10 protein-coding genes and 2 tRNA genes are annotated in these 11,163 nt (G+C 74.7%); 6 read left to right on the top strand and 6 right to left on the bottom strand.

The features are described 5' to 3' along the window. Positions 1-52 precede the first annotated feature (52 nt). On the top strand, positions 53-964 hold the full coding sequence (locus AAEM63_RS04605) for a hypothetical protein (protein ID WP_341360471.1): 912 nt from the start codon (positions 53-55) through the stop codon (positions 962-964). A 147-nt stretch (positions 965-1,111) separates the two neighbouring features. Here AAEM63_RS04605 and AAEM63_RS04610 read toward each other — a convergent pair. The 3 genes from AAEM63_RS04610 to AAEM63_RS04620 form a co-directional block, all read right to left on the bottom strand. After that, positions 1,112-1,184 (bottom strand) — tRNA-His (locus AAEM63_RS04610). Between the two features lie 85 nt (positions 1,185-1,269). Beyond that, positions 1,270-1,995 carry an oligoribonuclease gene (gene orn, locus AAEM63_RS04615; protein ID WP_341360472.1) on the bottom strand — a complete coding sequence of 242 codons (726 nt, stop codon included), beginning with the start codon at positions 1,993-1,995 and terminating at the stop codon, positions 1,270-1,272. A 1-nt stretch (position 1,996) separates the two neighbouring features. Further along, positions 1,997-2,069: transfer RNA gene (locus AAEM63_RS04620), tRNA-Arg, on the bottom strand. Positions 2,070-2,182: 113 nt separating this feature from the next. Here AAEM63_RS04620 and AAEM63_RS04625 point away from each other — a divergent pair. From AAEM63_RS04625 to AAEM63_RS04645, 5 genes are all read left to right on the top strand, one after another. Continuing rightward, positions 2,183-3,727: a GTPase domain-containing protein gene (locus AAEM63_RS04625; RefSeq protein ID WP_341360473.1), complete on the top strand. Its 1,545-nt coding sequence runs from the start codon at positions 2,183-2,185 to the stop codon at positions 3,725-3,727. Continuing rightward, on the top strand, positions 3,724-5,280 hold the full coding sequence (locus AAEM63_RS04630) for a GTPase (RefSeq protein WP_341360474.1): 1,557 nt from the start codon (positions 3,724-3,726) through the stop codon (positions 5,278-5,280). The genes AAEM63_RS04625 and AAEM63_RS04630 overlap by 4 nt, the downstream gene beginning before the upstream one ends. Before the next feature lie 209 nt (positions 5,281-5,489). Next, positions 5,490-6,095 carry a single-stranded DNA-binding protein gene (locus AAEM63_RS04635; protein WP_341360475.1) on the top strand — a complete coding sequence of 202 codons (606 nt, stop codon included), beginning with the start codon at positions 5,490-5,492 and terminating at the stop codon, positions 6,093-6,095. A 126-nt stretch (positions 6,096-6,221) separates the two neighbouring features. Then, a complete protein-coding gene (ettA, locus tag AAEM63_RS04640) occupies positions 6,222-7,904 on the top strand; it encodes an energy-dependent translational throttle protein EttA (protein ID WP_341360476.1) in 1,683 nt (560 codons plus the stop codon). 77 nt (positions 7,905-7,981) lie between these two features. Further along, complete coding sequence (locus AAEM63_RS04645) at positions 7,982-8,545, top strand: thioesterase family protein (RefSeq protein WP_341360477.1); 564 nt, start codon at positions 7,982-7,984, stop codon at positions 8,543-8,545. 70 nt (positions 8,546-8,615) lie between these two features. Here AAEM63_RS04645 and AAEM63_RS04650 read toward each other — a convergent pair whose 3' ends face one another. Genes AAEM63_RS04650 through AAEM63_RS04660 form a run of 3 tightly spaced genes read right to left on the bottom strand, consistent with a single transcriptional unit; the run spans position 8,616 to position 11,145 of the window. Then, complete coding sequence (locus tag AAEM63_RS04650; RefSeq protein WP_341360478.1) at positions 8,616-9,641, bottom strand: DNA topoisomerase IB; 1,026 nt, start codon at positions 9,639-9,641, stop codon at positions 8,616-8,618. Between the two features lie 59 nt (positions 9,642-9,700). Then, positions 9,701-10,711 carry an acyl-CoA thioesterase domain-containing protein gene (locus AAEM63_RS04655; protein WP_341360479.1) on the bottom strand — a complete coding sequence of 337 codons (1,011 nt, stop codon included), beginning with the start codon at positions 10,709-10,711 and terminating at the stop codon, positions 9,701-9,703. 38 nt (positions 10,712-10,749) lie between these two features. After that, entirely contained in the window at positions 10,750-11,145 is a 396-nt protein-coding gene (locus AAEM63_RS04660) for a globin (RefSeq protein ID WP_341361307.1), read from the bottom strand. Positions 11,146-11,163 lie beyond the last annotated feature (18 nt).

Below are 11,163 nucleotides of genomic sequence, written 5' to 3' on the forward strand. Positions count from 1 at the left end.
GACGTTCGCCGTCACGTCCGCGCGGTGGCGCCCGTCACGGTAGGTTGAGCGCGTGCCGAAGCCGATCGTGAACCTCGTGACCAGCGCCTCGCAGCCCCGCCTCGCCGCCGACGACGCCGCCCTGCCGGACGCCCTCGCCGATCGGGGTATCGAGCCGCGGATCACCGTGTGGGACGACCCGTCCGTGGACTGGAGCCAGGGGATGTCCGTCGTGCGGTCGGTGCACGACTACGCCCACCAGCGGGAGAAGTTCCTCGCCTGGGCCGAGTCGGTGCCGCGCCTGGTCAACCACCCCGACGTGCTGCGGTGGAACACCGACAAGCACTACATGCTCGAGCTGGAGAAGCGGGGCATGCCCATCATCCCGACCACCTGGTTGGAGCCGGCCGCCGGGCTCAGCAAGCACCAGCTGCACACGCGGTTCCCCGCGAGCGGCGACTTCGTCGTCAAGCCGGCGGTGTCCTCCGGCGCCCATGACACCGGCCGGTACACCTCCAACGACGCACGCTCGCGGCAGGCGGCGATCGCCCACGCCACCGAGCTGCTCGCGGAGGGGCGCACGGTCATGGTCCAGCGGTACCTGGAGTCGGTGGACCGCCGGGGGGAGACCGCCCTGATCTTCATGAACGGCCTGGTCTCGCACGCGGTGGAGAAGGACGCCATGCTCCACGGCCCGTTCCGTCAGCAGGCCGACGCCCCGGAGGAGGTGGCCCACCCCCGCCAGGCCACGCCCGCGGAGTGGCGGCTGGGGGAGAGCGCGCGCACGGCGATCCACTCCTACATCAAGAGCCGGATCGGCCGCGACGAGCAGCTCGTCTACTGCCGGGTCGACGTCGTCGAGGGCGACGGCGGCCAGATGTACGTCATGGAGGTCTCGCTCGTCGACGCCTCCCTGTACCTCTCGACGACGCCCGGCGCGGTCGAGAACTTCGCCGACGCGATCTCGGTCCGCGCCTTCTGGTGAGGCGCCCGGGGCGGGTTGGGCGACCGGCCGCCGCGGCGGGTCGTGGGCGCTCCGGCGCCTGCACCGGTCGAGGACCACGGAGCGACGACCCGGCCCACGGAGCGATGACAAGGCCCCCGCGGCGAACCGCGGGGGCCTTGTCGACGGGGTGAGTAACGGGGCTTGAACCCGCGACCTCCTGGACCACAACCAGGCGCTCTACCGGCTGAGCTATACCCACCATGCCTGTGCCGGCGAACCGGCGGCGACGACCAAGCATAGCCGACCGGCGCAGGGCGCCGGGACCGCTGCGGCGGTGGCGTGGGTCACTCGGCGGGCGCCGCGGGCTCGTCCGTCGGGCCGGCCGCCGGCTCGTCCGTCGGAACGGCAGCGGGCTGCGCGGCGAGCTCGGCGTGCCGGGCCACCGCGAGCGCGGTCGGGGCGGCGGTCACGGCGGCCGCGGCCTTCCGGGCGGTCGCGGAGTCGGGCCCGTCCCCGGCGGGGAAGAGGACCGAGCGGTAGTACCGCAGCTCGTCGATGGACTCGAGGATGTCCGCCAGCGCGCGGTGCCCGCCGTTCTTGGCGGGGGACTGGTAGTAGGCACGGGGGTACCACCGCCGGGCGAGCTCCTTGATGGAGGAGACGTCGATGATGCGGTAGTGGAGGTGGTCGACCAGCTCGGGCATGTCCCGCGCGAGGAAGGACCGGTCGGTCCCCACGCTGTTGCCGGCGAGGGGGGCCTTGCGCGGCTCCGGCACCCATCGGCGGACGTAGTCGAGGACGGCGCGCTGAGCGAGCTCCATGGTGGTCCCGCCGGCGAGCTCGTCGAGCAGCCCGGACTCGGTGTGCATGGTTCGCACGACCTCCTCCATCTGCTCGACGCTGCCGGGCGTGGGGGCGATGACGACGTCGATGCCGGCGTCGAGCGGGGTCAGCTCGGAGTCCGTGACGACGACGGCGACCTCGACGAGGGCGTCCTTGACGAGGTCCAGCCCGGTCATCTCGCAGTCGATCCAGACGATCGGGTCCTGGGGGGAGGGGTTTCGGCTCACGTGCCCCCAGCAGGACTCGAACCTGCAACCTACGGATTAGAAGGCCGTTGCTCTATCCATTGAGCTATGGGGGCGCCGGTCAATCGTACCGGGCGGGCCCCGTCCGCCCGCAGCGGCGGGCGCCCCGCGACGCCCCGCACCGGCGTGCTTGCCGCGGGCGGGAGCCCGGCTGACGGAGAATGGCCAGGTGACCACCGACGCCCCCGACTCCGCGCTGCGCGCTCCCCGGCTCGACGTCGTCACGGACCTGCGCGCCGAGATCGAGCGCGCCGCGTTCCCCCTCGACCTGCCCGGCGCCGCGGGGCTGCGGGCCCTGCGCGAGCAGCTCCTCACGCAGATCGACGCGCGCCTGCTGCCGCGGCTCGCGCGGACCGCCGGGCCCGCCGTCGTCGTCCTCGGCGGCTCCAGCGGCGCCGGCAAATCCAGCCTGCTCAATGCGGTCGTCGGCCGCGAGATCAGCGAGGCCGGCGTCCTGCGCCCCACCACCCGCCGGGCCGTCCTTGCCGTCCACCCCGACGACGTCGCCGCCCTCTCCGGCGGGCCGCTCGAGCGCCTGGCCGACGTCGTCGTCGACGAGGGGGTCCCCCGCGGGCTCGCGCTGCTCGACGCCCCGGACCTCGACTCGGTCCACCCCCACAACCGCTCCCTCTCGGCGCAGCTGCTGGAGACGGCCGACCTGTGGGTCTTCACCACCACCGCCTCGCGCTACGGCGACGCCGCCGCGTGGCACCAGCTCACTGCCGCCCACGAGCGCGGCATCACCACCGCCGTGGTGCTCAACCGGGTCCCCGGCCGCGTCCTCGCCCCGGTCCGGGCCGACCTGCTGGCCCGGATGGACGACCTGGGCCTGGGGTCGGCGCCGCTGTTCGTCGTCCCCGACGCCGGTGCCCTGGACGGGCCCCTGCCGGACGGGCTCGCGGAGGAGCTCGGGGCGTGGCTGCGCCTCGTGGCGGCCAGCCACCAGGGCGAGGGTCTCGCCGGGCGCACCACCCGCGGCGTGTGGGCGGCGCTGCGGGAGCAGCTCCTCGACCTCGCCGTCGGCCTCGACGACCAGGTGGAGGCCGCCGACGCGCTGCGCGCGGCGGTCCACCACGCCGCGCAGGGGCCCGCGGAAGGTGTCGCCGACGCCCTGCGTGCGGGCCGCGCCGGCGCGGGGGCGCCGACGACGAGGTGGCTCTCGCTCGCGTCGACCGGCGGGCCGCTCGCCCCGCTGGTGGACCCGCGGCTGCGGCCCGGCCGGCGCGGGGGTGCGGCGGCGGCCCGCTCCGCGGCGGCCGCGGGGCTGGGGGACGAGGTCGGCGCCGCCCTCGAGGTGGTCGTCGCCGACGCCGTCGCCACGGCGACCGACGCCGTCCGGCGCGCCTGGCACGGCCGGGAGCTGGGGGCCGAGCAGGTCGGGGTGGAGGTCCCCGCCGACCGCTCGCACGAGGTGGTGGCCCGGTGGCGCGCGGACGTGCGCGCCGTCGTCACGGCACCCGCGGGCGTCCTCGACGACGACGGGATCGCCGGCCTCGTGCAGGCCGGGGCCGCCGGCGTCGCCGGGGCGGCCGAGGCCGCCGCGGCGCTCGCCGGTGCGGAGGCGGTGCCCCGGGCGCGGGAGTCCCTCGCCGAGGCCGCCGCGGAGGCCGTGCGCTCGGTGGTCCAGCCGTTCCTCGACGCGGTCGACGAGCTGCCGGTCACCTCGGGAACGGGACTGAGACTGCGGGCGAGCGAGCTGAAGGAGCACGCATGAGCACCGATGTGCGCGACCACGACCTCATCGACCGGGCGGAGGAGCAGGGCGACGGGCAGGCGCCGGCGGCGGGGACCGCACCGGCGCACGACGCGCCGGCTGATGACGCGCCCGGTGGACGCGCCGGCGCCGCGGACGCGCTCACGGCCCGGGTGGCCGCGGTGCGCTCGGCGCTCGACGCCGCGCAGCAGCACCTGGACCCCCGCACGGTGGCCCGCGCCCGGACCGACCTCGACGCCGCGGAGGCCCGCCTCGCCGTCGGGGTGGACCGCACGGTGGTGGCGCTCGTCGGCGGCACCGGGTCGGGCAAGTCGTCGTTGTTCAACGCGATCTCGGGGTTGGAGTTCGCGGACGTGGGGGCCCTGCGCCCCACCACGGAGGTCGCCGCCGCGTGCGTGTGGGGCGGTGACGCCGAGGTGCTGCTCGACTTCCTCGACGTCGCCCCGACCCGGCGGATCCGGCGCGAGTCGGTCCTCGACGCCGACCGGGAGAGGGCCCTGGCGGGGATGGTCCTGCTGGACCTGCCCGACCACGACTCGGTCGCGCTCGGCCACGCCCGCCAGGTGGACCGGCTCCTGCCGCTCGTCGACCTCCTCGTCTGGGTGGTCGACCCGCAGAAGTACGCCGACCACCTCCTGCACGAGCGGTACCTCCGCGCGCTGGTCGACCGGCAGGAGAGCATGCTCGTCCTGGTCAACCAGGCGGACACCATCCCGGCCGACGCCGTCGAGAAGGTCCGGGCGGACGTCGCCGCACTGCTCGCCGCGGACGGCCTCGACCGGGTGCCGGTCCTGGCCACGTCCGCCCTGGCGCACACCGGGATCGCCGAGGTCCGCCGGGCGCTGGCCGAGGCGGTGGCCCGCCCCTCGGCCGCCGCGCGCACCGCCGGCGCCGAGCTCGACGCCATGGCCGCCCGACTCGCACCGGCGCTGGGCCGCGCCCCCGAGCCCGACCCCGAGGAGACGGCGCGGCTCGCCGCCGACCTGACCCGGGCCAGCGGCGCCGACGCCGTGGCCGGTGCCATCCGCACCGCGCTCGCCGCCCCGCGCGGCGGCGCTCTCGCCCGCCCCGAGCCGCCCGCCGCCGCGACGGTGGCCGCCGTCCGCGACCGGTGGACCACGCGCGTGGGGGAGGGCCTGCCCACCCGGTGGCGCGCCGCCGTCGACGCGGCCGTGCCGGACGTGGCGGCGCTGCGCAGCCTGACCGCGGAGGCCGCGGCCGGGGTGCCTCTGCCGGCGGGCCGCAGCACCCGCGGGACGCGCGCGCTCGTCCTCGCCGGCATCCTCGCGCTGGTCGGGATCGCGCTCGCCGTGGCCGCGGCCGGTGCGGGCCAGATCCTCCTCGGTCTCGGGGCGCTGGCCGGTCTGGGCGCGGCTGGTGCGCTCGTCGTGCGCGCGCGCGGCCTGCGTGAGCAGGACGCCGCGGAGGAGGCCGAGCGGTACGTCGCGGAGTCGCACCGCCGGGCGGTCGAGGTCGTCGAGGATCACCTCGTGCGGCCCACCGAGGAGGCGCTCGAGCCGCACCGAGCGCTCACCCGGGCGCTCGGCCGGTAGCCCGGCCCGGTCCGCCCGCCGGGCTGCGCGCGGGCGACCTGCCGGGCTGCGCGGGGGCGTGACCCGACCGGGACGGCCACCCGCGTCCCCAGGACCCGGGTGCGACTCGGCCGTCCCCAGCGCCGCCCCTGCGGCCGCACGCACGTCCCTCGCCCGCGGGCACTGTCGACCCGTGGCCGGCGCCCGGCCGGCCGGATCGGGGAGCGAACATGAAGGACAACGCCGACATCACGGTCCTGGGCAGACTGGGGAGCGAACCGGTGCTGCGGACCTCGGCCGCCGGCAGGCCGTGGGTCTCGTTCCGGGTGGTGGCCAACTCCCGCCGCCGGGAGGAGGACGGCCAGTACCGGGACGTCGCGAGCTACTGGTTCACCGTCAAGGCGTGGGACGACCTGGCGCGCAACGCGGGCTTCTCCCTCCACAAGGGCATGAGCGTGGTCGTGCAGGGGAAGCTGAGCGTCGAGACCTGGACCGGGGAGGACGGCCAGAAGTTCGACCACGTCCTCAAGGCCGACGCCATCGCCGTCGAGCTCGGGCTGGGCATGGTCAACTTCGTCAGGACGGCGCCGCCCCGGGTCACCTCCGGCGACGACGCCGCCGGCGCCGTCGCCGGCGCGGACACCGTGACCGGACCGGACGGCTCGCGGTGGGAGAGCGTGGACCTCCCCGAGGGGGAGACCGAGGTGGTCGGCGAGGACCGCGCGGGTGACGTGCCGGAGGACGTGACCGACGAGCTGCCGGGGCACGGGCCCGAGGACGACCCGGACGGTGACGACGACCACCTCGGTCTGTCCGCGGCGGTCGCGGCGAGGTAGGCCGCGGGGCGGGAGTGGCCGGATGCGGGGCCCCGCGCTGAGCACCGGGCGGTGGTGTCCTACCCTGGAGACAGCAACGGCCCGCCCCACGGCGGGCCACCACCCCCACCCACGATGCGGAGAGCAGTGGCCGAGTACATCTACTCCATGGTCCGGGCGCGCAAGGCGCACGGCGACAAGCTGATCCTCGACGACGTCACGATGGCGTTCCTGCCGGGCGCCAAGATCGGCATGGTCGGTCCGAACGGTGCCGGGAAGTCCACGATCCTCAAGATCATGGCCGGGCTCGACACGCCCTCGAACGGTGAGGCCCGCCTCACGCCCGGCTTCAGCGTCGGCATCCTCCAGCAGGAGCCGCCGCTCAACGAGGAGAAGACCGTCCTGGGCAACGTCCAGGAGGGTGTCGCGGAGATCCTCGGCAAGGTCGAGCGGTTCAACGAGATCGGCAACCTCATGGCCGAGCCCGACGCCGACTTCGACGCCCTCATGGAGGAGATGGGGCACCTCCAGACCGAGATCGACGCCGCGAACGCCTGGGACCTCGACGCCCAGCTCGCCCAGGCGATGGACGCGCTGCGCTGCCCGCCGCCCGACGCCGACGTGACCCTGCTCTCCGGCGGTGAGCGACGCCGCGTCGCGCTGTGCAAGCTCCTGCTCGAGGCGCCGGACCTGCTCCTGCTCGACGAGCCCACCAACCACCTCGACGCCGAGTCGGTGCTGTGGCTCGAGCAGCACCTGGCGAAGTACGCCGGCGCCGTCATCGCCGTCACCCACGACCGGTACTTCCTCGACCACGTCGCGGAGTGGATCGCCGAGGTCGACCGTGGGCGCCTGTACCCGTACGAGGGGAACTACTCCACCTACCTGGAGAAGAAGGGCGAGCGCCTGCAGGTGCAGGGCAAGAAGGACGCCAAGCTCGCCAAGCGCCTCAAGGAGGAGCTGGAGTGGGTGCGCTCCAACGCCAAGGGGCGCCAGGCCAAGTCCAAGGCCCGCCTGGCTCGCTACGAGGAGATGGCCGCCGAGGCCGAGCGCACCCGCAAGCTCGACTTCGAGGAGATCCAGATCCCGCCGGGCCCCCGCCTGGGCTCGGTCGTCATCGAGGCCGAGGGGCTGCGCAAGGGCTTCGACGAGCGCGTCCTCATCGACGGGCTCTCCTTCTCCCTGCCCCCCAACGGCATCGTGGGCGTCATCGGCCCCAACGGCGTCGGCAAGACCACGCTGTTCAAGACGATCGTCGGCCTGGAGTCCCTCGACGACGGCCGGCTCACCATCGGCGAGACCGTGAAGCTGTCCTACGTGGACCAGTCCCGCGCGGGCATCGACCCGAAGAAGAGCCTGTGGGAGGTCGTCTCCGACGGTCTGGACTTCATCCAGGTCGGCAACGTCGAGATGCCCTCGCGCGCCTACGTCTCGGCGTTCGGGTTCAAGGGCCCGGACCAGCAGAAGCCGGCCGGTGTCCTCTCCGGCGGGGAGCGCAACCGCCTCAACCTGGCCCTGACGCTCAAGCAGGGCGGCAACGTGCTGCTCCTCGACGAGCCCACGAACGACCTCGACGTCGAGACCCTCGGCTCGCTCGAGAACGCGCTGCTGGAGTTCCCCGGCTGCGCCGTCGTCGTCAGCCACGACCGGTGGTTCCTCGACCGCGTCGCCACCCACATCCTCGCGTGGGAGGGCGACGACGAGAACCCGGCGAAGTGGTACTGGTTCGAGGGGAACTTCGAGTCCTACGAGGCGAACAAGGTCTCCCGGCTGGGCGCGGAGGCCGCGCGGCCCCACGCCGTGACCTACCGCAAGCTCACCCGCGACTGAGCCCACGGCCGGGCGGCGACCGCGCCGCCCGGCCGTCCTCGCCGCCGCGTGCACCGACGAGAGGAAGAGGGTTCCCGGTGAGCCGGCTGACGATCCCCGTGAAGCTGCGCTGGAGCGACATCGACGCCTACCAGCACGTCAACAACGCCCGGATGTTCACCATCCTCGAGGAGACGCGCATCGCCGCGTTCTGGGCGTCCGTCCCCGGTGACGCCCATCGTGCGGAGGTGGACCGGGCCGCGACCGCGGGCGGTGCGGACCGGCCCGGCGACGCCGCGGCGGGCGGTGACGGGCACGGTGACGCCGCCGGTGACCGGCCCGGCACGCGGGTCCTCGACACCGGCCCCGGCTCGGGGACGAACACCTACATCGCCCGGCAGGAGATCGAGTACCTCGAGGCGGTGCCGTACTCGCTGGAGCCGCTGCCGGTGCAGCTGTGGATCTCCCACCTCGGCGGGGCGAGCATCGACATCTGCTACGAGATCGCCGGACGGACCGGGCCCGCTGTGCGGGCGATGACCACCCTCGTCCTCGTCGACGAGGCGAGCGGCCGCCCGCGTCGGATGAGCGAGGCCGAGCGCGCGTCCTGGCTCGAGTTCGTCGACGAGCCGCTGGTCTTCCGGCGCCGGCGGGGCGAGTAGCTCCCCCGGCCGCCGGCGCGAGCGGCTGCCGGCCACGGGACCGTCGTACACGCCGGGCGCGGCGTGGGAGTCACCCGAGCAGCTCGAGCAGTGCGCCCTCCACCGCGCCGCGGGTGTCGGGCGGGAGGAGGTCGTCGCCGTCCGCCCGACCCACGACGCGCCGGGCGAGCGCGGGGTCGATGGTCTGGCCCCGCTCGAACAGGTCGACGACGCGCGCGTCGACGTAGGACGCCCGGCACACCGCGGGGGTGTTGCCCAGGTACCCCGCGACCACCTGCACGGCCTCACGGACCGCCCGGCTCCGCGCGCGGTCGCTCGCTCCCGGCTCGACGCGCACGGCCAGCTCGACGGCAGCCAGAGCGGTGCCGTGCCAGGTGCGGAAGTCCTTGGCTGAGGCATCCTCACCGAGGAGGTCCTTGACGTAGTCGTTGATGTCGGTCGAGGTGATGTCGTGCCACTGCCCGCCCGCGCGGTGGGCGAGCAGCTCGTCACCGCCTCCGCGGCGCCGCCGGAGCATCGACACCGGCCTGATGAGGTCCTCGTCGCGCAGGCGCAGCACCCGGTGCTGTCCCGACTTGGCCGTGTAGTCGAACGTCAGGGTCCCGTCCCGGCCGATCCGCACGTGGTCCTTGCGCAGGGTGGCCAGGCCGAAGCTGCCGTTGACCTCGGCGTAGCCCTCGCCACCGATCCGGAAGTAGCCGAGGTCGAGCAGGCGGAACGCGACCGCCAGGGCCCGCTCGCGGGGCATGCCGGTGCCGCTGAGGTCCATCGTCACGCGGCGCCGCGCCGAGGGCAGCCGCCGGGCCAGCGTGACGACCCGTTCGTGCTTGGCCGAGTCCCGGCTCTCGCGCCACGCCGGGTGGTAGAGGTACTGGCGCCGGCCGGCGGCGTCGGTCCCCACGGCCTGGATGTGGCCGTTGGGCACCGGGCAGATCCACACGTCGGTCCACGCCGGCGGGATGACGAGGTCGCGGCAGCGGGTGAGGACCTCCTCGTCGGTGACCCGGTTGCCGCCGGCATCGAGGTAGACGAACCCGCGACCCACCCGGCGGCGGGTCAGCCCCGGCGTGCCGACCTTGACCTTCCGCAGCCTCATGCGGCGTACCCGGCGCTCATGGTGACAGTGTGGGGGCGCAGCGGCGGCTCCGCGCGTCGTCAGCGCAGCGAGGGGCGACGCCACTCGCCGTCGGCAGGGGTCTCCGGCACGGCACCGTCGCTCGGGGCGTCGGCGGACCGGGCGTCGTCGTCGGGCACCCGGACCATGCCCTCCTGGGCGATGGTGGCCACGTGCGTGCCGGCGCGGTCGAAGACCTGGGCGGTGCCGAGGCCCCGCCCGCCCTGGGCGCTGGGGGAGTCCTGGACGAAGAGGAGCCAGTCGTCGACCGCGACGTCGCGGTGCCACCACATCGAGTGGTCCAGGCTGGCGACGCTGAGTCCCCGGGTGCGCCAGGACAGCCCGTGCCGGCGCAGGACCGGCTCGAGGAGCACCTGGTCGCAGGCGTACGCGAGCAGCGCGCGGTGCTGGAGCTGGGTGAGGCCGGCCGGCAGCGGGGACCGCGCGCGCATCCACAGCATCTGGGTCCGCTCCGCCGACCCGGCCGGGCGCAGGTACACGTCCTGGTCGACGTGGCGGATGTCGAACGCCGCGATCGAGGACATGAACTTCGCGACCGGGTGGTCGATCTCGCCGAAGAGCGTGATGGCGCTGCGCAGCGTCTCCGGGTCCGGCGCGGTGGGGGCCGTCGAGGAGTGGTCGCGGCCGGGCTGGTCCTCCTGGTAGGAGCTGATGAGCGAGAGGATCGGCTTGCCCTGCTGCAGGGCGTGGGTGCGGCGCGTGCTGAAGGACCGGCCGTCGTGGAGCCGCTCGACGGCGAAGCTGATCGGCAGGTCCACCTTCCCGGGGCGCAGGAAGTACCCGTGGACCGAGTGGAGCTGGCGGGCGCCGTCGGCCGGGAGCGTGGCGTGCGCGGCCAGCACGGACTGCGCGAGCACCTGACCGCCGTAGATCCGGCCGCTGAGCTGCGGCAGGGACGTGCCGGTGAACTGGTCCGGGCCGAGCCGGCCCAGGCGCAGGATGCGCAGGACCGTGGCCATCGGCTCGACGTCGCTCTGCGGGACGTCGAGGGTCTCGGTGACGCCCTCGGCGTGCTCGACCTCGTCGGGCATCGACGCTCTCCTCGCGGTGGTACGACGGCGGGTCGCCGTCAGATCAGGGGGGTCCGGCCGGGGCTGTCCGTGTTGACCATGGCGTGGGCGGCCCGGACGAGATAGTCCCACAGCAGCGCCTCCGACTCGGCCGGCAGGGCGAGCTCGTCGACCGCTTCGCGCATGTGGGCGAGCCAGCGGTCGCGGGCGGCCGGGGTGACGGTGAACGGCATGTGGCGACGGCGCAGCATCGGGTGCCCGCGGCGCTCGGAGTACGTGGTGGGACCGCCCCAGTACTGCTCGAGGAACATCCGGAGCCGGTCCTCCGCGCCCTCCCAGTCGTCCTGCGGGTACATCGGGGCGAGCAGCTCGTCGGTGCGCACGCCGGCGTAGAACCGCTTCACCAGGCGCGCGAAGGTCTCGTGCCCGCCCATCGCGGTGAAGAGCGAGTCCATGTCCACGGGTTCGGTGCT

The sequence above is a fragment of the Georgenia sp. M64 genome (genome assembly GCF_038049925.1).
Taxonomy (GTDB): domain Bacteria; phylum Actinomycetota; class Actinomycetes; order Actinomycetales; family Actinomycetaceae; genus Georgenia.